Below are 22,492 nucleotides of genomic sequence, written 5' to 3'. Positions count from 1 at the left end.
TTATTTAATCAATAAAACCATAAGCTTGCGTGAAAAAAACATGAAATCACGCATCATCAATAAGCCATAGTCATACGATGACTATAGAAATCAGCCGACCTTACGCCCTACAGACTCCTGACTGAAGTCACGGCTGGCCTGCACCAGCATGCGCGTGTAGTCGTGCACGGCCTGGTCCTCACTCAAGGCCTGGCAGTCGAGCAATTCGACGATCCTGCCGTGCTGCATCACCGCCACCCGGTCGCACAAGTGAGTGACCACCCCCAGATCATGGGTGACCAGCAGATAGGTGAGTTTCTCGCGCTGGCGCAGGTCCGCCAGCAAGTTGAGGATCTCGGCCTGGACCGACACATCCAGGGCCGAGGTCGGCTCATCCAGCAACAGCACGCGGGGCTCAAGGATCAATGCGCGCGCAATGGCCACGCGCTGGCGCTGCCCACCGGACAACTGATGCGGATAGCGGAAGCGGAAGCTGTCGTTCAGGCCGACCTTGAGCAGGATCTCGTTGATCCGGTCGTCCTTGTCCCCTACCCCGTGGATAATCAGCGGCTCACGCAGGGCGGTGTCGATGGTGTGCCTGGGGTGCAGGGAGCCGTAGGGGTCCTGGAAGACCATCTGCACTTTGCGAAAATGCTCCTTGGGAATCTTGTGCTGCAACGGCGCGCCGGCGATGCTCAGCTCCCCGTTCCAATGCCGGTATTGCCCGGCCAGGCAGCGCAGTACGGTGGTCTTGCCCGAACCGGACTCCCCCACCAGGCCGAACGATTCGCCGTCGGCGACACTCAGGCTCACATCGTGCAGCACCTGGTTGATGGCAGCGCCTGTGCCGAAACTCAGGTTCAAGGCGTGCGCTTGGATCATGGGCATGGTCAGGTTCCTTATTGAGTCAGCCAAAGTGGATCGCGCTTGAGCACCGGCAGGTGCACGCGACGGTTATCCATGCTCGGCAGCGCGGCCAGCAGGCCACGGGTGTAGGGATGCTCGGCGTATTGCAGGTCGCAGGCAGCCAGGGATTCGACGACACGCCCGGCGTACATCACCAACACGCGGTCACAGTAGTTGCGCACCAGATTGAGGTCGTGACTGACAAAAATCAGCCCCATCTGCTGCTGGTCCACCAGTTCTTCCAGCACGCTGAGCACTTGCTGGCGCACCGAGACATCCAGCGCCGACGTGGGCTCATCGGCAATGATCACTTCCGGACGCGTGATCACCATCATCGCGATCATGATGCGCTGGCCCATACCGCCGGACACCTCGTGGGGGTACAGGTTGTAGACCCGCTTCGGATCGCGGATATGCACCTGCTCGAGCATCTGCATGACCCGCTCGCGCGCATCAATGCGACTGGCCTTGTGGTGGGCCAGGTAGGCTTCGGCAATCTGGTCGCCCACCTTGACCACCGGGTTCAGCGAGTACTTGGGGTCTTGCATGATCATCGAGATGCGCTGGCCGCGAATCTTCTGCATCGCCTTTTCACTGGCCGAGAGCAGATCGACCTCGCCAAACGCCATGGCCTTGGCGGTGATTCTGGCGCTGGGCGGATGCAGCTTGAGCAGGCTGCGCCCGACGGTGGACTTGCCTGAGCCGGACTCACCGACAATCGCCAGTTTCTCCCGCCCCAAGGTAAAGGACACATCGCGCACGGCGTGGGTTTCTTTCTGGCCACTGACGAAGCGCACATTAAGCCCTTCGACATTCAGTTTGATGGCGGACATAAGGTGTTCTCCGATTATTCGCTGCGCGGATCAAGGATGTCCCGCAGGCCATCGCCCAACAGGTTGAAGGCCAGGCTGACCAACATGATCGCCGCCCCAGGCACCGCCACCAGCCACCAGCACTCGAGCATGTAGCGGCGCCCGGTGGAGATCATCGCGCCCCACTCCGGCAGCGGCGCCTGGGCACCCAGGCCGAGGAAGCCCAACGCGGCGGCGGTGAGGATGATCCCGGCCATGTTCATGGTCAGGCGGATGATCACCGAGGACAGGCACATCGGCACGATATGGCGCAGGATAATCCGCGCCGGCGACGCACCTTGCAGTTCCACGGCGACGACAAAGTCAGCGTTGCGCAGGGACAGGGTTTCGGCCCGCGCGAGCCGCGCAATCGGTGGCCATGAAGTCAAGGCAATCGCCACCACCGCATGCTCCAGGCCAGGACCCAGGGCGGCGATAAAGGCCAGCGCCAGGACCAGGCTGGGGAAGGAAATAAAGATGTCGGTCAGGCGCATGAACACGGTGTCGACCGCCCCGCCGAAGTAGCCCGAGACGGTGCCGATAAACAGCCCGATGGGACCGACGATCACGGTTACCAGGGCAATGATGTACAGCGTGATCCGCGAGCCATAGACCAGCCGACTGAAAATATCCCGGCCGTATTCGTCGGTGCCGAACCAGTGCGCCGAGCCCGGCGCCTGCAAGGCAGTGGCGAGATTTTGCGCGACCGGGTCATGGGTGGCGATCCACGGCGCAAAGGCCGCGACCACCACCAATAGCAGCGCAACCAGCAGGCCCGCCAGGGTCATGGGGTTACGCAACAGGTGACGCAGCACCCGCAGGCCGCTCTTGCAGAAGGCATCGAAGCTGGAGCCCGGCGAGCGATCCACCGGCCGCTTCGCCGCCGTGTCGATGGAAGACAGATTGGCATTCATAAGCATCTTCTCTGTGTGAATTCTGAAGGGCCGCAGCCCCACTCAACGCTGCTTGTAGACACCCAGGTAACGGGTGGCCTCGGCATCGTCACCGCTGAAACCCTTGACGTCGGCAGCGCTGACCACGGTATCGGTCATCTGCGAGATCATCAGGATCGGCCCCACCTGCTGGTCATAGAGCGTCTGCGCCTGGTGATACAGGCTGACCCGCTGTGCCGAATCGCGCGTTACGCCCGCCTGGTCGATCAGGCTGTTGAGCTGCGGATTGAAGAATGAAGCGCGCCAGCCCTGGAAGTTCGGCAAGCCAGCGTCATCGCTGTTGTTGGGGTTGTAGGCGAAGGTGCGCAGGCTGAAATACGGATGCGGATAGCGCTCGGCGCCACGGGCCACGATGATCTCGAAATTGCGCGCACGCATGGCGCCGTAGACCTGGTTGCCGGTGCCGGTGACGATACTGGCCTTGATCCCACCTTCGGCCAGGGTCGCTTGCAGGCGCGCGGCGATGTCGATGAACGGTGGCTCCGACAGCGTGCGAATAGTAGTGTTGAAACCGTCGGGGTAACCCGCCTCGGCGAGCAGCTTTTTCGCCTTGGCCACATCCATGTGATAGCCCGGATCCGGCAAGCGCGCTTCCAGCCCCAACTGCATCGGCTGCTGATTGAGCTTGCCGTAATACGGCATCACCTGTTCATCCAGGCCCTTGTAGTCGATCAGGTTACGCACGGCTTCACGCACCTGAGTCTTGGCAAACTCGGGTTGCTTCATGCTCATCGCCACGTAGTACATGGTGCCGCGCGGCAATGATTGCACCTGGATCTTGTTCGAGCCGTCGATGGCGCGAATGTCGGGCGCCGCCATGCCGTAGGCCAGGTCGAGGTCGCCGCGTTCAAGCATCAGGCGCAAGGATTGGGATTCGGTCATGTGCCGCACCACCACGCGCTTGAGCTTGGCCGCGCCGCCCCAGTAACCGTCGAAACGGGTCAGCAGCAGCGAATCGTTGGCGCTCCATTTGGTCAGCACGAAGGGGCCACTGCCCGCCTCGTTCGTCACCAGCCAGCCGGCGCCGAGGTCGCCGTTTTTTTCATGCGCCAGGGCCGTCTTGCGGTCCACTACCACGGCGCTCGGCGAGATCGCCAGGGAGTCCACCAGCAGCAGCGGGTCCATGGTCTGCGGCAGGTCGATGACCAGGGTGTGGGTGTCCGTAGCGCGGATCAGCGATTGGATATTCTCGACGCTGTAGCCGTAGGCCTTCCAGGTGGTGGCCAGGCCGAAATTGAGCTTCATCACCCGGTACAGCGACCACGCCACGTCCTCGGCGGTCAGCGGGTTGCCCGAATGGAATTTCACATCCTGGCGCAGATGAAAGGTCACCTGCTTGCCGTCTTCGCTGATGTCCCAGCGTTCGGCCAATTGCGGCAGGTGTTTTTCCGGGTTGCCCTGGTCGCGCTTGATCAGCGTGTCGTAGAGGTTGGCGTTGACGCCGGAGGCATCCAGGCCGGGCGCATTGGCCGGGTCGATGGAAAACAGGTTGACCATGCTCATGCCGACGATCAATTGATCGGCGGGGGTCTTGGCGCTGGCCGTTGTCATCGGCCCAAGGGCGAGTATCGCCGTCAACAGGCCAAGGTGCAGTGTTGAAAATACCGTCTTCATGCAAAAATCCTTCTTTTTATAGTTTTATCGGTACTGCGCAGTGTGTTAACGGGTACGGGGGTCGAATACCTTGTACAAGGCGTCGCTGATCAGGTTGAGCGCGACGAAAATCAAGCCGATCACCAGCACGCAGCCCATCACCGCGTTCATGTCGCCGAGCATCAGGCTGCTGGTCAGGTACTGGCCGAACCCCGGCCAGGCAAACACGGTTTCGATCAGCACCGCGCCCTCCAGCAACGAGCCGTAGGCCAGTGCAACCACCGTCAGCAATTGCACGAGGATGTTGCGAAACGCATGCCCCCACACCACCTGGCGACGGGAAAGGCCCTTGACCCGCGCGGTGATGATGTACTCCTGGGACAGCTGCTCGAGCATGAAGCTGCGGGTCATGCGGCTGATATACGCCACCGAATTCAGGCCCAGAATCAGCGCCGGCAACACGATGTGGCGCAGGGCGCTGGCGAAGGCCTCCCAGTCACGTGCCAGGGTCGAGTCGATCAGCAGCAGGCCGGTGACCTCGGGCACCATGCCGTCATAGGCCAGGTCGATGCGCCCCGCTCCACCGGCCCAGCCGAGCCAGGCGTAGAACACCAGCAGCCCCATCATGCCCAGCCAGAAAATCGGCGTGGAGTAGCCGAACAAGGTGATCACCCGCGCCACGTGATCGCCGAGGCGACCCTGGTTGCTGGCCGCACAGACGCCCAGCGGCAAACCGATCAGCACGCCGAACAGGATCGCCAGGGTGGCCAGTTCGATCGTCGCGGGGAATACCCGCAGGATGTCGTCGAGCACCGGGTGGCCGGTCAACAGCGCATTGCCGAAGTCACCGTGGAGCAGGTCGTTGAGGTAAAGACCGAATTGGGTCCAGATCGGCTTGTCCAGGCCCATCGACCGGTACACCTGATCGTAGGTGGAACTGTCGGCATCCGGCCCGACTACCGCCAGCACGGGGTCGAGCGGCATGACCCGGCCGATGATGAACGTCAGGGCCAGCAGGCCGAGCAAGGTCACCAGCACCGTACCGGCACGCCGGGCTGTGTTGGACGCGCGAGCGCCCATGACAGAGGCAGTCATAACAAACATAGTGAGCTCCTGATAATCGGTCAGCGCTTCTTGTAGACGTCTTTGTAGCGCGTGGTCGCGGCGGTATGGCCCTGGAAGTCGGCCACGTCGTCGTACACCACCACGGTGTCGGTCATTTGCGAGACCGGCAAAATGGCCCCGACCTGCTGATCGACCTGCTCCTGGATGTCGCGGTATTGGGCCAGTTGCTTGCCTGTGTCAGGCTCGACTTCCGCGCGCTCAATCAGCTGGTTCAGCTCAGGGCTGTAGAAGGACGTGCGCCAGCCCTGGAAGTTGGTGAGCTTGGCTTCATCGCGGTTATCCGGGTTGTACACCAGCGTACGCAGGCTGGAGTGCGGATGCCGTTCCGCGCCGCCACCGCCGCGGCCGACGATGATGTCGAAGCTGCGCTCACGCATCGCGCCGTAGATCTGGTTGCCCGTGCCGGTGATGATGCTGGCATCGATACCGGCTTGGGCCAGGGTCGACTGCAGGTTGGAGGCAATGTTGATAAACGGCGGTTCGGCGAGCACGCGGATGGTGGTCTTGAAACCGTTCGGGTAACCGGCCTCGGCCAGCCAGGCCTTGGCCTGCTTGACGTTGAGCGTGTAACCCGGATCCGGCAGGCGCGCGGCCAGGCCCAGCGGCAGCGGCCGTTGGTTGATCACGCCGTAATGGGGCATGACGGTCTGGTTGATGCCCTGGTAATCGATCAGCGCGCGCACGGCCTTGCGCACGCGCGCATCGGCAAACATCGGTTGCTTCACACTCAGGGCTACGTAGTACAGCGTGCCGCGCTGCAAGGTCTGGGTGCGGACCTTGTCGCTTTTCTGCAGGGCTTCGATGTCCGGCGCGGACATGCCTTTGGCGATGTCCAGGTCGCCGCGTTCGATCATCAGGCGCAACGACTGCGACTCGGTCATGTTGCGCATGACGATACGTTTGAGCTTGGCCGGGCCGCCCCAGTACCCATCGAAACGGGTCATCAGGATCACGTCGTTGGCGCGCCAGTCATTGAGCACAAACGCACCGCTGCCGGCGGCGTGAGTCACCAGCCAGGCGGCGCCCATGTCGTTGTTTTTCTGGTGTTCGAGAACTTTTTTGCGATCGAGGATGAACGCACTCGGCGACGTCGCCAACGTATTGAGCACCAACAGCGGGTCGGTCGGCCGAGGCAGTTCGATCACGAAGGTCGCGGCATCCGTGGCACGCATGTAGCGCTCGACGTTCTCGGCGGTAAAGCCGTAGGCCTTCCAGGTGGAAGCCAGCGCCAGGTTGAGCTTGAGCACGCGCTGCAACGACCAGGCAACGTCTTCGGCACTCAGGTCATTGCCGGACTGGAATTTCACGCCGGTGCGCAGGTTGAACGTCAGGGTCTTGCGGTCATCACTGACCTGCCAGCGCTCGGCCAGCGCCGGTACCAGGCGATCCGGCTGGGCGACGTCCTGCACCAGCAACATGTCATAGAGGTTGGCGTTGATCTCCGACACGTCCAGGCCGGTGGCCGCCGCCGGGTCGAGGGACAGCAGGTTGATCATGCTCATGCCGACGATCAGCTGATCGGCCGGTGTCTTGGCAAAGCTTGCAGGTACGGCGGTAACGGCCAGGGCGGCGACGAATACCCGCGCCCACAGCGAGGGGAAAATGTTCATAACAAGAGTGCCTTTTTTATATTTATAGGGCTCTTGATCAGCCCGACTTATGCCGGACTGACCGTGTACACGTCAGAAGCTTTTAAGCGTATTGGTCTCGATGAAGTTGAAATCGATATCTTCACCCAGGCCCGGCAAGTCGGACAGGTGCACAAAACCGTCGCTGTCCATCGGGTCTACCAGACGCTTGAGGTAGGCCGGTACTTCGTCGTAATCCAGGTACGGGTGCAACAGGCCACGCTCATACCAGGTGCAGTTCTTGATCGCGCCGACGACAGCCAGGTTGGCGGCACCGTTGCCATGAATCTCGCAATCCATGCCGAAGGATTCAGCCAGGTGCGCAACCTTCAGGCACGGCGCAATACCGCCGACACCCGCCACACCGGCGCGCAAGATATCGCACACATCGTGCTTGACCCAACTGGCGCGGCTCAGGTGTTTGCCGGACAGGGTTTCCGGGCCCAGCACCGGAATGTCCAACTGCCCCGCCAGCCAGGCATAGGACTCGGCGGACTCTTCCATCATCGGTTCTTCGAACCAGGCGAAGTCGAGCTTCTCCAGCTCACGCCCGATGTACAGCGCTTCGGTGCGGCTGTACCAGTGATAACCATCGAGCATCAGGGCGATGTCCGGGCCGACTGCTTCGCGTACCGCAGCACAAGCCTGCACGTCGATGCGCGGGCTCGGGGCGAAGGACACCGGCGGCATCCAGGTGTGCAGCTTGATGGCCTTGTAGCCGCGCTGCACCAGGGTCTCGGCAAAACGCCCGTAGTCTTCCGGGGTCGCCAGGCCACCGGGCAGTTCGTCGCCACACATGGTGGAACCGTAGGCCGGCACTTTGTCGCGGAAACCACCAATCAACTTGTGCACCGGCACACCCAGTTTGCGCCCAGCCCAATCCCACAGGGCCTGCTCCACCAGCGCCAAGGCGCGGTCGGTCAACTGGCTGGCACTGCCACGCTGCCAATGCGCGAGGTCATGCCAGATTTTTTCGCGATCGAAGGCGTTCTGCCCCACCAGCACTTTGCGCACGAAACCATCAAGCACATACGGGCGGATCAGTTCAGGGGCGCCGAAGGCATAACCCTCGTGACCGTCTTCGGTCTGGATGCGCAGCAAAGCCATCTGCGCCTGGGTGACATCACCCGGGTGCGCATGGCCGGCGCTGTCCACTGCGCGGCGGGTCGGGTAGGAAAATACCTGGACGTTGACTGCTGTGATTCTCATGGACGTCGTAAGCCTTCTTATTGGATTTGTGACGGGAGTGTCGTCTGTTGCGACCGATCATAGGTCATCGTACAACGCTTGAAAAGACCCAATAACCCGCCTCTCGCCTGCATACATTTTCAGTAAATCCCGACAAAACCCTTATTTTTAAAGACAACCAAGGAATAACTAGGATTGCTTTAAAGCCCTATTCACTTGGCACATATATTTCAAAGTGTTTCAAAACCACCGATAACCCATAGACGAGTCGTCTTGTCGTACGATAACGTATATCGGCACCTTAGATGAGATCCATACGCAACAACGCACTGCCGTAGCAACCGTCAAACGACCCTAACAAAAACAAAAAAGAAGACCGTATGAACACCACCCTACGCACGCTCGTTACTGCCCTGACCCTCGGCCTGCCGCTGTATGTCAGCGCTGACTCTGCCAGCATCAACTACCGCCACCAGTTCACCGAGGAGGACAGCGCCCACGCTGACCGAATCAAGCTCAACTACCGCCTGGACAGTGGCCTGGGATTTGAAGCGGAAATGAAATACCGCACCGCCGGAGACCGTGAAGACGTCGCCTACGACAACATGGTCAACAACGGGCACGAGTTCACCGTGAGCTACAACTACAAACTCAGCGCGCAATCGACGTTGACCCCGGCGTTCCAGATGGACAGCTCGAAAGACTCGACCACCTACAAGTTCGGCCTCAAGTACAACTACAAGATCAACGACGCCTTCTACGCCGCCACGCGCTATCGCCTGGATGCCAAGAAGCTGGACCGCGATCAGGTCGACGAGGACTTGCCCGACCACATCAAGGATGACCAGACCACCCATCGTTTCGAGGGCTGGCTCGGCTACACGCCGGCCAGTAAGTGGGCGTACGAATATCAGTTCATCTACTTCAAGACTGACTACATCCGCTACGACAACAAGAAGAGCGATTACGAACAGAACCTGAGCGTTAAATACAAGCTCAACAAGGAATGGGCCCCGTTCATGGAGATTGGTGATGTGAAGGTCAACGCCACGTCCGAAGACCGCCAGGCGCGGTGGCGCCTGGGCATCCAGTACAACTTCATGTAAAGCCTCCACGACTTGCCTGGCGAGTGCGCATCGCTCGACAGGCAAGCCACCTGCATTCAGCGTTCAATGGAAGACCTGACCATGACCACACAACCCAAACCCTTCACGCGCATCTTGCTCACCGGCGCCGCCGGCGGCCTGGGGCAAATCCTGCGGAACACCTTGCAGGCCCACGCCGGCATCGTCCGCGCCTCGGACATCAGCCCCATGGCGCCCAGCCGTGGTGAGCACGACGAAGTGATCACCTGCAACCTGGCCGACAAGGCCGCCGTTGCGGCGTTGGTCAACGGCGTCGACGCCATCGTTCACCTGGGCGGGATTTCCGTGGAGCGGCCGTTCGAGGAGATTCTCGACGCCAATATTCGCGGCACATTCCACATTTATGAGGCGGCGCGACAACAGGGGGTCAAGCGGATTGTGTTTGCCAGTTCCAACCACGTCACCGGTTTCTATCCCCAAGACGTTGAACTGGACGTGCACTCACCGCGCCGTCCGGATGGCTACTACGCCCTCTCCAAGGCCTACGGCGAAGACCTGGCGGCGTTCTACTTTCACCGCTACGGGATTGAAACCGTGAGTTTGCGCATCGGCTCGTCGTTCCCCGAGCCGCGCAACCGGCGGATGCTTTCGACGTGGCTGAGCTACACCGACCTGGACCATCTGGTGGCGCGCGCCCTGCTGGCCAAGGAAGTCGGGCACAGTGTGGTGTATGGCGTGTCGGACAATCGGGACCGCTGGTGGAGCACTCGGCACACGGAACACCTGGGCTTTGCACCCAAGGACAGTTCGGAAGCGTTTCGCGCCAAGGTCGAGCAACAACCGCCAGCGCCGGCTGATGAACCAGGCAGCCGGCTTCAGGGCGGCGCATTCACCGCGGCCGGGCCGTTCGACAACTCGGCGGCGGCGGCTTCATAGGCCCGACGCATGCGCTCGCGACTGTTGGACAGGTGCAGGCGCATCGCCGCCCGAGCCGCATCGGCGTCACGGCGCAGGATGGCTTTGTAGATGTCCTCATGCTCACGACTCAAGCGCTCCAGGAAGGGCTCCTTGTTGTCGTTGGCCAAGCGTTTTGAGTGCAGGCGTGTGCGCGGCAGGATGTTGACCCCCAGGTGCAACATGATGTCAGTGAAGTAGCGATTGCCCGTGGCTAACGCGATCTGCTGATGAAACTGAAAGTCTGCCGACACCGCATAGTCGGCACTCACCGCCCGCGAGTTCAGCGCATCCAGCGAGTCGCGCATCACCCGCAACTGCTCGTCGGTGCGCCCTACGCACGCCAGGCCGGCGGCCTCCACCTCCAGGCTGATGCGCAACTCCAGCACGGCCAGCACATCCTGCAAGGTCACGATGCTGTCCGGGTCGATGCGAAACCCGCTGGGGCTGGGGATATCCTTCACAAAGGTGCCGACGCCGTGCCGGGTTTCCACCAGGCCTGCGGCTTGCAGGCGCGAAATGGCCTCGCGCACCACCGTGCGGCTCACGCCATGTTCGGCCATCACTTCGGATTCGGTGGGCAGCTTGGTGGCACGCGGCAGCTCACCGGAACAGATGCGCCGGGAAAGCTCGGTGACCAGTTCTTCAGCCAGGCTGCGGTGCCGGCGGCGAACGGTGGGCTGGACGTTCGGGTTGTCCATCAAGAACGGGTATCTCGGTTAGCGGAGGAACGCGCATAATAGCGCATTCGGTTGTACGACAACCTTTCCTGTCCGTTCGCAGCGCCTTCGCCTACACGAAAGACTCTGCCAGGCCGCTCTCGACGGTTACTGAGCGGACTAAAAATGTGCAGGATTGCTCAACGCCTCGGTGCATGATCGGGCTATGATCGGCCGATATGAACCGGATGCCCAACGCCCCATGTCTGTTGATCTGCAAGCTCTCTACCCGAAACTGATCCACCTGATGCTGGATACGGTCTTTGTCGTCGACGGTGACAGCCAGATTGTCTTCGTCAGCGATGGCTGTGAGGCCCTGCTCGGCTACCGTGCCGACGAACTGATCGGCACCCTGATCACCCACTACATGCACCCTGAAGACCTGGCGCGCACCCGGGCCTCGATTGTGCGGGTCATGAATGGCCAATCCCATGTCGACTTCCGCAACCGCTACATACGCAAGGATGGCAGTGTCGTGCACATCCTGTGGGCGGCCTTCTGGTCCCAAGAAGTGCGCGCGCGCATCGGGGTCGCACGGGACGTGACCGCGCTCACCCAGGCCGAAGAAGAACTGCGCTTCCTTGCCCATCATGATCCGCTGACCGCCCTGACCAACCGGTCACTGTTCAATGATCGGCTGGACCGCGCCCTGCACCTAGCACAGTCCCACAACCGCAACTTGGCGTTACTGTTTCTGGACGTCAATGATTTCAAGGGCATCAACGATGTGCATGGCCATGCCATGGGCGATCGCGTGCTGTGTGTGATTGCCCGACGGTTGGAACGCTGCGTGCGCGAGAGCGACCTGGTGGCGAGGATGGGCGGTGATGAGTTCACGGTGCTGCTGACGGACATCCCGTCGCGGGAGGCTATTTCTGCCAAGGTGGTGCAGATACTCGCGGTCATGGCCGAGCCGCTGGGCCCAGAGTTTGGCGGGGTAGTGATGCCGTCCTGCAGTATCGGCGTGGCGGTTTATCCCCAGGACGGAGAGGACGCCGATAGCCTGCTCAGCCATGCGGACGGAGATATGTACCGGGTAAAAAGGCGCCGATTTGCGGCTGAGTGACAAGGCGGGGTTTCGCATCGGGCAGGTCGGTCACCCGCCCAATGCAGAACCCCTCGGACGCTTATAGTCGACAGGCATTGACCGGCGGTACCCGACCGCGCCAGGGCTGGGCCCGCTCCAACTGCCCCGCGAGGGCAAACAAGGTACTTTCTTCGCCAAAGCGCGCGGCGAAATGAGCGCCCATCGGCAAGCCGGCAGCGCTCCAGTACAACGGCACTGACATCGCCGGTTGCCCGCTGGCATTGAACAGTGCCGTGAACGGCGAGTAGCTGTGGAACTGTTCAATCAGATCTTCCAGGCTCAGACGGTCGTCTTGCAGGTCCAGCTCACCGATTGGCACCGGCTCGCGTGCCAGGGTCGGCGTGAGGATCAGGTCGTAATCCTGCATGAACACCGCCAACTGCCGACCCAAGGCATGAATCCACTCCACGGCCCCCGCGTACTGCGCACCACTGACATCGCCCTTGCTGCGCAAAATGATGCGGGTGCGAGCTTCCAGCTCTTCAGGCTGCACAGCGAAACCGCGCATCTGGCCCAACACATCAACATAGTGGCGAGTACTTGCACCAATGATGGTGAAGACCTGATCAAGAAACGTCGGCAACACCACCGGCAAGCTGACCGGTTCAACGCGGTGGCCCAGGGATTCACACAACCTGGCGGCCTGGCGCACGGCTTCCACACTTTCGCTGGAAGTTGGCCAAGGCCCGAGGTGCTCAACCAGGGCGATGCGCAGCGGCCGGGGATCACGCTGCAGCGCGGTGACATAGGGCTGTGCCTGCAGCGGCGCAGCATAAGGTGCGCCCAGGTCGATCCCGGCCGTGGCATCCAACAGCGCGGCGCTGTCACGCACCGACAAGGTAATCGCATGGGGGGTGCCCATGCCGGCCCAGCCCTCGCCGATCATCGGCCCGGACGGCAACAGCCCACGGCTGGGTTTGAAGCCGAACACCCCACAGCAGGACGCCGGCACGCGCAAGGAACCGCCGCCATCGTTGCCATGGGCAAACGGTACGACGCGCGCCGCCACCAAGGCTGCCGCGCCGCCGCTGGAACCGCCGGCACTGTGGCCGATATTCCAGGGGTTGCGTGTGGCGCCAAAGCGGTTGGACTCGGTGGAGTACGATGTGCCGAACTCGGGTGAGGTGCTGGTGCCGAGAATCACACACCCGGCACGACGGATACGGCTTACATGTTCAGCTTCAAAGTCAGCGCGAGCGCCTCCCAACGCCTGCGAGCCATTGGTCATCGCCGCGCCGTTAACCGGTGAAAACAGGTCCTTGATCAAGGTCGGTACCCCGGCAAACACACCGTGGCCGGGGCGCGATGCGCGTGCCGACTGCCGCGCCGAATCGTAAAGCCGCTCGGCCACCGCGTTCAGCTGCGGTTCGACCCGTTCGATACGCTCAATCACCGCTTCCAGCAGCTCGGCGGGCTGCACCTCACCGCGCCTGACCCATTCGGCCAAACCGGTGGCGTCCTCGCTGTCCAGCAGGTTGTGGATGTCCATGTTCGTCTCCTATTGATTATGAATGACTTGATCCGAATGCCTGGGTCAGCGCTTTGCGCCGTGCTTGCAGGCCTGCCAGTGCCCAGGCCAGGGCCGAGGCAAAACTGGCACAGGCCAGCCACAGGATTGAACGACGTACGTCACCCGAGTAAACGCTGAGCAAGGCCACCACCAGCGGGCTGACAAATTGACCGAAATACAGAAACGCCGTGAACCCACCCAAGCCGCGCCCACGGGTTTTCGCGCTCAGGGCATTCATCACCGGCGCCATCGCGTTGGGCACCAGCAGCCCGGCGCCCAGGCCATGGATCAGCACTGCCACCAACACCATGGTGTAGCTCGGTGCGCGCATCAGCAGCCACAATCCCAGGCCCAACAGGCTCAGCAACAGCGCATTGCAGCCGGGGATACCGATACGCCGGCGTAGCAGCGGCCAGGCTAACGAACCACCTAGGGTCGCCAGCAGACTGCCCCCCGCCGACAGCCCGATCATCGTGCTTGAAGTAATGCCGAGGCTGACGAGTAAAACCGGCGCCTGGATCGGCACGATAAAACTCAGCACCATCCCACTGAGGATCAGCAGATAACCGAGCACCAGGGGCAGCACGGCCACCCTGCCCTGTTCAGCCACCTCGGCGGGCTGGCGAGCGGCGGCGGGCTCCCACAGCACCTTGATCATCATCGGCACCAACAACAGTGGCAGCAGGTACAGCAGGAATGGCAGGCGCCAGGAGTGTTCGCCCAACGCGCCGCCCACAACATAGAACAGCGAGCCGACCAAACCGATGGTGACCACCTGCCGGTTGATGTAGCGCAACCGCTCCTCGCCGTGCCAATAGTCGGCAATCAGCGTGGCGCAACAGGTCATCACCGCAGCCTCCGCCGCACCGAACAATAGGCGCACGCCGACGATGGCGGGCAAGTTATCCAGCAGCGCCGGGATAGCCCCGAGCACGGCATACAACAGGGTGGCGATCACCAGCAACGCCTTGCGCCCGACCCGGTCGGCCAACCAGCCGGCCAGCGGCGCGCACAGCGCAATCGCCAGTGCCGGCCCGGTGACCGCCAACGGCACCAACAAGTCGGCACGCGGTTCCAGCGCACCGAACTCGGCGCCCAGCTTGGGCAGGATCGGCGCCACCATGGCCGCGCCCATGATGGTCAGGCTGCTGCCCAGCATCAGCACCAGCCCTTCACGGCGCCCGGTGGCTTGCCGTGGTGATGGGGAATCGGAATGTGATGAGTTCATGGCCAGCCCCTTAGAAACTTTGAGAAATGCGCAGCGCCACGGTGTAACCCTCGGCACGGTTGCGGGCATCGGTTTCCTTATAGGCATGCAGCCACACGGGCGGCAGGCCGGGCTTGAAGTAACTCACTGCAGGACCGACAGCCAGCACCCGCGCGCGGTTGCCCGATTGCAGCCCGGGCGCGTCGTCATCGCTGAACTGGCGGTAGTAATAGCCACCCAGGCCCAGAGTCCAAGGCCCCACGTGCTGGCCCACGGCAAACTCGTGACGGTACTCGACACCGTTCTTGTAATCGGTCGCGGGGTTACGGGTATTGACGTCGACTTCAAAGCTGGAAGAAACCTCGAAGCCACTGTCGGTGATGTAGGTGGCGTTGACGATCGGCGAGAACGTCCAGTGATTGAGCCCTGGAGAAATCAAACGATTCTTGTCGTAGTCACCGGTGGGCGTCTGGATCTGCAACTGCGTGTTGATAAACAGATTCGGCGACAGGTTCCACTGCAGGATCACCGGCAACAGTTGCACGTCGGCCATTCGAAACGGATCGGCCTCCAGGCTCAGCGGCCCCACCGGCGTCTGCACCTTGACGGAAGCGTCCATCTTGAAAAACGGCACCACGGCGCCGAAACCATAGGTGGCGCCCAATACGGTGTAATCGGTCATGCGCATATAGGCAACGCCGATGGACAACACATCCAGTGAGAAGTGGTTGTCGACAGCGCGCCCTTGGCGATCCTTCTGCACGTTGGCCGAATAGAATGCCGTGCGCAGCCCTACAGTTCCGAAAGGCGTGGCCGGCGGCATCATCCCTGCGCCAAAGTCATAGACACCGACGGCCGTCGTCGGCGCACCGTTCTCGGTGGCCTGGACACTGGCGCAGCAACCCAGCAGACCCAGGGTGAACAGCGTCATGCGTGCGGCGCTTGCGTTATTGTTATGAATCATCGAATGCCCCTCCCATCAAGTGGTGTGGGCCATCCTAGTAACGCGCGACGTGAGCCGGTTATCCGTTTTCAGCAGAGTTGCGTGCGGCGCAGGGTCTGTGAAGGGCTTTCGCCAAACAGGGTGCGGTAATCGCTGGAGAACCGGCTCAAATGCCAGAAACCCCAACGCGCAGCCACTTCCTGTACGCCATGGGCCTGGGTGCTCGTTCGCAGTTCGCGGCGCACTGCATTGAGGCGCAGTGCACGCAGATAAGCCACCGGGTTGATGCCCAGGGTTTCCTGAAAACAGTATTGGAGTTTGCGCCGGCTGGCGCCGATGTGATTGCACAGATCGAGGATCGACAGCGGTTCGTCGAGGTGACTCAACGCGTACTCGCGGGCGCGGTCGACCATCCTTTTGCGCGCCGTGGGGTTGAGGGGTGGCGCCTGGTCCGGCGCGATCAACTCCAGCACATGCAGCATCACCGCATCGCGTATGCCGCGCCGGATCGAATCGTGCCCCAGCACGGCATCACGGCCCTGATCGCAGCCCGCCAGTTCATCGAACAACGCCGCGAGGTCACGTTGCACAGATGAATGGCCCAAGCGGTAACACTTGGGAAGATCGGTAATTCGAAACTGACTGCGTTGACGCTCCAGCACATGTTCGAGTGCGTGCTCTTCGATGGCCACGCCGAGCAGATCCAAGTGCTGTGGGGTGTGCAGGTCGGGAAGATTTTCACCGTGGGCCACCAACAGGCTGGGCTCGTGGATCGGGTGCCCCGAGCAATACACCGGGCCGTTGGCACTCAAGGGAATACTGAAGGTAATTGCACCTTTCCAGGCCACGCCACGTTTGACCATGGCCTGATTAGAGCGGTCGCGCACCAGTTGCATCCAGTCCGAACGGAACGCCACCAACTCACCGGTAAAGGGGCCGGGGGATAACTGATCGTAGCGAACCTGCCAGCCGTCCATATTGCGCGCGTGTTCGTCGATGTCACTGGTCAGAAAACGCTGGAGGGGTAGCGTCGGTGCAAGCACCACCGAGGCCACAGGCGTCAGCACATTATTATTGTTCATTGACCCAACCTTTTTCAGTTGCAAGGCTTACAGGTCATATCGCACGCAAGTTCCATTCCGAACCCAGGGCAACTCGTGCAGGTGTGCCGAAAATGGATAGTAAGGATTCGCGACCGCGATGCCATCCACGGACAAAGACGTTCACCTATTAATGAAATTTTTGCCTGTTCAAGGCTTGATGTTTTTCAACTCATTGAGCAAGCCCAGCAACTGCTCCATTTTCTCGGCGCCAAACTGCTCTTCGATTTTCTGGTAGTTGCTTTCCATGCCCTCGCTCATGGAGACGAAGCATTGCTGGCCGCGCTCGGTGAGGCCCACAAATACCCGGCGTTGGTCCTGGCTGGACTTCTGCCGACGCACCAGGCCGTCGCGCTCCAGGCGGGTCAGCACACCGGTCATGCTCGGCTTGAGGATGCAGGCCTGCTGGGCGAGCTGATGGCTTTCGAGTTCGCCCTGCTGGCGCAGGATGCGAATGACCCGCCACTGTTGCTCAGTCAGTTCATGCTTGTTCAGGGCCGGGCGGAAGAAAGCCATTGCGGCTTCACGGGCTTGCAGCAGGGTCAGTGTCAGCGAAGGTCTGGGGTTGGCCATGACGGCACCACTTGAATGGGCGAGTCGGCAGCTTAGTGTCGCCGGCCAGCGGCTGCAAGCGGCGTTGGCGCTGTGAAAAGTACAATCGGTTCCGCGTAAAAGCCATTCTGTCGCGGCGCGCCGATGCGCATGATGATCCCTACAAGATCAACAAGACCAAGGCGCGAAGCCCCTATGCCTGGCTCAACGCAAACCCGATTGGCGCTGGCGGTACTCCCCCGGCGTGAGCTGTGCGTAACGCTGGAAAAAACGACTGAAATAGGCCGGATCCTTGAACCCCAACTGATAGCAGATCTCGTTGGCCGAGCTCCCGGTAAACAGCAGCAGGCGCTTGGCTTCCTGCATCAGGCGCTCCAGGATCAGGCGCTTGGACGGCAAGTCGGCAATACGTCGGCATACATCGTTGAGCCGTGCTTCTGTCACCCCAATGCCCTGGGCATACCGCGACAACGGCCAGTGTTGCTGATAGTGCACTTCGATCAGCTCATTGAAGCGGTGGAAGATTTTCAAGTCTTCGTGCCTGGCGGGCGTGGCTTTCAACGAGTGGGAGCACAGCCGCAACAGGCTGATCATGATCAACCGCGTCAGGCTGTCCAGGGCCGCGCTGCGCCCGGAACGCTGGGCTTTCACTTCCTCGCTCAGTTCCTCGAACAAATAATCCAAGCGGCGGATATCCCCCGCGTATTGCGGCTCCAACTGCGCCAGGGCGACACACGCGGCCGGCAATTGCGCACCGGCCGGTGCCAGGCTGGCGTCGGCTTCGATCAGTTGCCACACCAGCTGCTGACGCACCGTCAGCACGTGCCCGTCACTGTCGGCCTCGGTCACAAACGAGTGCGGGACCGTGGGTGGCGTGAGGAAGAACATCGGCCCGGATTCGACGTATTGCTGGTCGTCCAGGTACACGCGCACGGTGCCGCTTTTTACGTAGTGAACCTGGAAAAACCGGTCATGCCGGTGAACGGGCATGTTGCGCCCGAAGAAATCCGCCAGGTTCGCCAGTTTGTCGTAGTGGACTTCAGCGTCGCTGTAGCGCTGGTCGTACACCTGGCCAATGTTGATGTTCGGGATGGGTTGACGGTCGCTCATCGCACGCTACTCGTTTTTATTGTGATTGCTGCAGTGCAGCAGCGCTCATCCTGCACCGATTTGGGCGGCACAACCACCGCACAAACAGTCTGCCACCCTTGACGATAGTTAACATATTAATTATAACTGTTAACACATTAACTAAATACAGGGCCCCCACGGCTCTGCCAGGAGAAAGCATGAGCCGCGCCTTGCATGACGTCGCGACTGGCACCCTTTTTGGTGTCGCGCTGAACTACCAGGGGCTGCTCAAGCAGCGCCTCGCCGAGTTCGAACAGCCGCCGTATCAGAAACCGCCGGTCAAACCGGTGCTGTTCATCAAGACGCCCAACACCCGCAACCAGCACGGCGCCGAGGTGGTGCATCCAGGCCAGGGCGAACGCTTGCAGCCTGGGCCGGCATTGGGGGTGGTGATGGGCAAGAGCGCCAGCCGCGTCAGCCCGGCCGAAGCCCTCGATTACGTGGCTGGCTACACCCTCGTCAATGAGTTCAGCCTGCCGGAAGACAGCTACTACCGCCCCGCCGTCAAAGCCAAATGCCGCGATGGTTTCTGCGCCATCGGGCCCGAGCTGATACCCACGGCGCAGGTCTCGAACCCGCACAATCTCGCGATCACCCTGTACGTCAACGGCGAGATTCGCCAGCAAAACACCACGGCCAACTTCGTGCGCAACATTCCATTGCTGATCGCCGAGATCAGCGAATTCATGACCCTGCACGCGGGCGATGTGCTGATAACCGGCACTCCCGAAGGCCGGGTGGATGTGCAGCCTGGCGACACCGTGGAGGTCGAGATCAGTGGCCTGGGCCGCCTGGTCAATCACATCAAGGCGGAGGAGCTCTCATGAAACACGCCCGTATTCGCTTTGAAGGTGAAGTCCATTCGGTACAGGTCGAAGCTGAAAACGCCGTACGCCTGGCTGACGGCCGCCTGCTGGCCGAAGACCAGGTGCAATGGCTGCCACCGGCGACCGGCAGCATGTTCGCCCTGGGCCTGAACTATGCCGACCACGCCGCTGAACTGGCTTTCAAGCCGCCGACCGAACCGCTGGCCTTCATCAAGTCCGTGGGCACGTACACCGGCCACAACCAGGTGACCTGGCGCCCGGATAACGTCGCCTACATGCACTACGAGTGCGAACTGGTGGCCGTCATCGGCAAGCCGGCGCGCAACGTCAAGCGCGAAGACGCCCTGGATTACCTGGCGGGCTACACGGTGTGCAACGACTACGCCATTCGCGACTACCTGGAAAATTACTACCGGCCCAACCTGCGCGTGAAAAACCGCGACGCCACCACGCCTGTCGGCCCGTGGATCGTCGATGTAGCCGATGTGCCGGACCCAGGCAACCTGAAACTGCGCACCTGGATCAACGGCGAGCTGCGCCAGGAAGGCAGCACCCAGGACATGATTTTCGACATTCCCTACCTGATCGAATACCTGTCCAGCTTCATGACCTTGCAACCCGGCGACATGATCGCCACCGGCACGCCCGAAGGCCTGGCGGACGTCGTGCCTGGCGATGAAGTGATTGTGGAAGTCGAAGGCGTAGGCCGCCTGGTGAACCGAATTGTCAGCGAAGCGGCGTTCTTCAGCGCCCGTAAAGAGGCTTGAGCAGCATGATCAAACATTGGATCAACGGCCGTGAGGTCGAAAGCAAAGACGTGTTCGTCAACTACAACCCGGCCACCGGCGAAGCCATCGGCGAAGTGGCCAGCGGCGGTGCCGAGGAAGTCGCGCAAGCCGTGGCCGCTGCCAAGGAAGCCTTCCCGAAATGGGCCGGCACCCCGGCCAAGGAACGTGCGCGCTTGATGCGCAAGCTAGGTGAACTGATCGAACAGAACGTGCCGCACCTGGCCGAACTGGAAACCCTCGACACCGGCCTGCCGATCCACCAGACCAAAAACGTATTGATTCCCCGCGCCTCGCACAACTTCGACTTTTTCGCCGAAGTCTGCACGCGCATGGACGGCCACAGCTACCCGGTCGATAACCAGATGCTCAACTACACCCTGTACCAGCCGGTGGGTGTCTGCGCGCTGGTCTCGCCATGGAACGTGCCGTTCATGACGGCCACCTGGAAGACCGCGCCATGCCTGGCCCTGGGCAATACCGCCGTGCTGAAAATGTCCGAGCTGTCGCCGCTGACCGCCAATGAACTGGGGCGCCTGGCGGTGGAGGCCGGCATTCCAAAAGGCGTGCTCAACGTCATCCAGGGTTACGGCGCGACCGCCGGTGACGCCCTGGTGCGCCACCCCGATGTACGCGCGATTTCATTCACCGGCGGCACCGCCACCGGCAAGAAGATCATGCAGACCGCCGGGCTGAAAAAGTACTCCATGGAACTGGGCGGCAAGTCGCCGGTGCTGATCTTCGAAGATGCCGATCTGGAACGTGCCCTCGACGCCGCGCTGTTCACCATCTTCTCGCTCAACGGCGAACGCTGCACCGCCGGCAGCCGGATCTTTATCCAGGAAAGTGTGTACCCGCAGTTCGTCGCCGAGTTCGCCGCGCGCGCCAAACGCCTGATCGTCGGTGACCCGCAAGACCCGAAAACCCAGGTCGGCTCGATGATCACCCAGGCCCATTACGACAAGGTCACCGGCTACATCAAGATCGGTCTCGAAGAAGGCGCCACCCTCCTCGCCGGTGGCCTGGAGCGCCCGGCCAACCTGGCGGCGCACCTGAGCAAAGGCCAGTTCATCCAGCCCACGGTGTTCGCTGACGTGAACAACAATATGCGTATCGCCCAGGAAGAAATCTTCGGCCCGGTGGTGTGCCTGATTCCGTTCAAGGACGAAGCCGAAGCGCTGCAGCTGGCCAACGCCACCGAGTACGGCCTGGCGTCTTACATCTGGACCCAGGACATCGGCAAAGCGCATCGTCTGGCCTATGGCATCGAAGCGGGCATGGTATTCATCAATAGCCAGAACGTGCGCGACCTGCGCCAGCCGTTCGGCGGTGTGAAGGGCTCCGGCACCGGCCGTGAAGGCGGCCAGTACAGCTTTGAGGTGTTCGCTGAGATCAAGAACGTGTGTATCTCGATGGGCAGCCATCACATTCCACGCTGGGGCCTCTGAGCAACACCCGAAGCCCCTAAGAAAACAACAACAATTTCAGGAGAATCATCATGGGCGAAGTCGTCCTGGCGGCGAAAATCTGTCACGTACCCTCGATGTATTTGTCGGAGCTGCCTGGCAAGCACCACGGCTGCCGCGAAGCGGCGATTGCCGGGCACAAGGAAATCGGTCGGCGCGCCCGCGAGCTGGGCGCCGATACCGCCGTGGTGTTCGACGTGCACTGGCTGGTCAACAGCGCCTATCACGTCAACAGCGGCGAGCACTTCAAAGGCATCTACACCAGTAACGAACTGCCGCACTTCATCAAGAACATGGCGTACGAATACCCCGGCTGCCCGGAGCTGGGCGAGCTGATCGCCGCCGAGGCCAACGCCGCCGACGTGCGCACCCTGGCCCACAACATCCCGAGCCTGGAACTGGAATACGGCACCCTGGTACCGATGCGCTACATGCACATGGGCGTACCGGACGAGCAGACATTCAACGTCGTTTCGATTGCCGCCTGGTGTGCCTGGCATCGCCTGCAAGACAGCTTCACCTTCGGCGCCGCCGTGCGCCGGGCCATCGAGAAGAGCGACCGCAAAGTCGTGGTGCTGGCCTCGGGGTCGCTGTCGCACCGTTTCTCCGACGACCGCAATGCCGAAGCCAATATCCATAACTGGACGCGCGAGTTCGACAAACAGGTCGACCTGCATGTGGTGGAACTGTGGCGCCAGGGCCGCTGGAAAGAGTTCTGCGCCATGCTCCCGGACTACGCCGAGCATTGCTTTGGCGAAGGCAAGATGCACGACACCGCCATGCTCCTGGGTTTGCTCGGCGGGCCGGACTACGACAAGCCGGCCGAGATCATCACCGCGCCTTTCGGTAGCTCGGGCACCGGGCAGATCAACGCCATTTTCCCTGTTTGACCGCATGGCCGCG

Annotated in this window: 21 protein-coding genes; 7 read left to right on the top strand and 14 right to left on the bottom strand. The window is 61.5% G+C overall.

The annotated features are described in order from the left end of the window. Positions 1-90: 90 nt before the first annotated feature. The 7 genes from FBY10_RS17585 to FBY10_RS17555 form a co-directional block, all read right to left on the bottom strand. A complete protein-coding gene (locus FBY10_RS17585) occupies positions 91-867 on the bottom strand; it encodes an ABC transporter ATP-binding protein (RefSeq protein WP_145337177.1) in 777 nt (258 codons plus the stop codon). Between the two features lie 11 nt (positions 868-878). Then, on the bottom strand, positions 879-1,718 hold the full coding sequence (locus tag FBY10_RS17580) for an ABC transporter ATP-binding protein (protein WP_145337176.1): 840 nt from the start codon (positions 1,716-1,718) through the stop codon (positions 879-881). A gap of 14 nt (positions 1,719-1,732) precedes the next feature. Beyond that, positions 1,733-2,650 carry an ABC transporter permease gene (locus tag FBY10_RS17575; RefSeq protein ID WP_027603510.1) on the bottom strand — a complete coding sequence of 306 codons (918 nt, stop codon included), beginning with the start codon at positions 2,648-2,650 and terminating at the stop codon, positions 1,733-1,735. A 42-nt stretch (positions 2,651-2,692) separates the two neighbouring features. Continuing rightward, entirely contained in the window at positions 2,693-4,303 is a 1,611-nt protein-coding gene (locus tag FBY10_RS17570; protein WP_145337175.1) for an ABC transporter substrate-binding protein, read from the bottom strand. A gap of 45 nt (positions 4,304-4,348) precedes the next feature. Beyond that, on the bottom strand, positions 4,349-5,386 hold the full coding sequence (locus FBY10_RS17565) for an ABC transporter permease (protein WP_065923970.1): 1,038 nt from the start codon (positions 5,384-5,386) through the stop codon (positions 4,349-4,351). 20 nt (positions 5,387-5,406) lie between these two features. Next, entirely contained in the window at positions 5,407-7,017 is a 1,611-nt protein-coding gene (locus FBY10_RS17560; protein ID WP_145337174.1) for an ABC transporter substrate-binding protein, read from the bottom strand. A 72-nt stretch (positions 7,018-7,089) separates the two neighbouring features. Further along, positions 7,090-8,244, bottom strand: coding sequence for a mandelate racemase family protein (locus FBY10_RS17555; RefSeq protein ID WP_131698834.1), 1,155 nt, complete (start codon positions 8,242-8,244; stop codon positions 7,090-7,092). A 359-nt stretch (positions 8,245-8,603) separates the two neighbouring features. Between FBY10_RS17555 and FBY10_RS17550 the strand changes: the two genes are divergently transcribed. After that, complete coding sequence (locus FBY10_RS17550; protein ID WP_131698835.1) at positions 8,604-9,329, top strand: oligogalacturonate-specific porin KdgM family protein; 726 nt, start codon at positions 8,604-8,606, stop codon at positions 9,327-9,329. 81 nt (positions 9,330-9,410) lie between these two features. Then, on the top strand, positions 9,411-10,244 hold the full coding sequence (locus tag FBY10_RS17545) for an NAD(P)-dependent oxidoreductase (RefSeq protein ID WP_145337173.1): 834 nt from the start codon (positions 9,411-9,413) through the stop codon (positions 10,242-10,244). Here FBY10_RS17545 and FBY10_RS17540 read toward each other — a convergent pair. Next, positions 10,184-10,963 carry a FadR/GntR family transcriptional regulator gene (locus FBY10_RS17540; RefSeq protein ID WP_131698837.1) on the bottom strand — a complete coding sequence of 260 codons (780 nt, stop codon included), beginning with the start codon at positions 10,961-10,963 and terminating at the stop codon, positions 10,184-10,186. The two genes, FBY10_RS17545 and FBY10_RS17540, sit on opposite strands and share 61 nt — an antisense overlap. 220 nt (positions 10,964-11,183) lie before the next feature. On the opposite strand from FBY10_RS17540, the gene FBY10_RS17535 reads away from it, so the two are divergent. Then, a complete protein-coding gene (locus FBY10_RS17535) occupies positions 11,184-12,047 on the top strand; it encodes a sensor domain-containing diguanylate cyclase (RefSeq protein WP_145337172.1) in 864 nt (287 codons plus the stop codon). 61 nt (positions 12,048-12,108) lie between these two features. Here the strand turns inward: FBY10_RS17535 and FBY10_RS17530 are convergent, their stop codons facing one another. The 6 genes from FBY10_RS17530 to hpaA form a co-directional block, all read right to left on the bottom strand. Next, on the bottom strand, positions 12,109-13,557 hold the full coding sequence (locus FBY10_RS17530; protein WP_145337171.1) for an amidase: 1,449 nt from the start codon (positions 13,555-13,557) through the stop codon (positions 12,109-12,111). Positions 13,558-13,573: 16 nt separating this feature from the next. After that, positions 13,574-14,806 carry an MFS transporter gene (locus FBY10_RS17525; protein ID WP_145337170.1) on the bottom strand — a complete coding sequence of 411 codons (1,233 nt, stop codon included), beginning with the start codon at positions 14,804-14,806 and terminating at the stop codon, positions 13,574-13,576. 10 nt (positions 14,807-14,816) lie between these two features. After that, positions 14,817-15,749: a transporter gene (locus FBY10_RS17520; RefSeq protein WP_131698841.1), complete on the bottom strand. Its 933-nt coding sequence runs from the start codon at positions 15,747-15,749 to the stop codon at positions 14,817-14,819. A gap of 68 nt (positions 15,750-15,817) precedes the next feature. After that, entirely contained in the window at positions 15,818-16,810 is a 993-nt protein-coding gene (locus tag FBY10_RS17515; protein WP_145337169.1) for a helix-turn-helix domain-containing protein, read from the bottom strand. A 168-nt stretch (positions 16,811-16,978) separates the two neighbouring features. Continuing rightward, positions 16,979-17,401: a homoprotocatechuate degradation operon regulator HpaR gene (hpaR, locus tag FBY10_RS17510; protein WP_074845908.1), complete on the bottom strand. Its 423-nt coding sequence runs from the start codon at positions 17,399-17,401 to the stop codon at positions 16,979-16,981. 183 nt (positions 17,402-17,584) lie between these two features. Beyond that, on the bottom strand, positions 17,585-18,490 hold the full coding sequence (gene hpaA, locus FBY10_RS17505; protein ID WP_131698843.1) for a 4-hydroxyphenylacetate catabolism regulatory protein HpaA: 906 nt from the start codon (positions 18,488-18,490) through the stop codon (positions 17,585-17,587). A 179-nt stretch (positions 18,491-18,669) separates the two neighbouring features. On the opposite strand from hpaA, the gene FBY10_RS17500 reads away from it, so the two are divergent. Genes FBY10_RS17500 through hpaD form a run of 4 tightly spaced genes read left to right on the top strand, consistent with a single transcriptional unit; the run spans position 18,670 to position 22,479 of the window. Continuing rightward, entirely contained in the window at positions 18,670-19,338 is a 669-nt protein-coding gene (locus FBY10_RS17500; protein ID WP_053139649.1) for a fumarylacetoacetate hydrolase family protein, read from the top strand. Beyond that, positions 19,335-20,105, top strand: coding sequence for a fumarylacetoacetate hydrolase family protein (locus tag FBY10_RS17495; protein WP_092488325.1), 771 nt, complete (start codon positions 19,335-19,337; stop codon positions 20,103-20,105). The genes FBY10_RS17500 and FBY10_RS17495 overlap by 4 nt, the downstream gene beginning before the upstream one ends. 5 nt (positions 20,106-20,110) lie before the next feature. Next, complete coding sequence (gene hpaE / locus FBY10_RS17490; RefSeq protein WP_145337168.1) at positions 20,111-21,571, top strand: 5-carboxymethyl-2-hydroxymuconate semialdehyde dehydrogenase; 1,461 nt, start codon at positions 20,111-20,113, stop codon at positions 21,569-21,571. A gap of 50 nt (positions 21,572-21,621) precedes the next feature. Continuing rightward, a complete protein-coding gene (hpaD, locus tag FBY10_RS17485) occupies positions 21,622-22,479 on the top strand; it encodes a 3,4-dihydroxyphenylacetate 2,3-dioxygenase (protein ID WP_053139655.1) in 858 nt (285 codons plus the stop codon). The last annotated feature ends 13 nt before the right edge of the window (positions 22,480-22,492 follow it).

The sequence above is a fragment of the Pseudomonas sp. SJZ103 genome (assembly GCF_007828335.1).
Classification (GTDB): domain Bacteria; phylum Pseudomonadota; class Gammaproteobacteria; order Pseudomonadales; family Pseudomonadaceae; genus Aquipseudomonas.
Note: the sequence above shows the minus strand (reverse complement) of the source record. Positions and strands in the feature narration are given on the sequence as shown.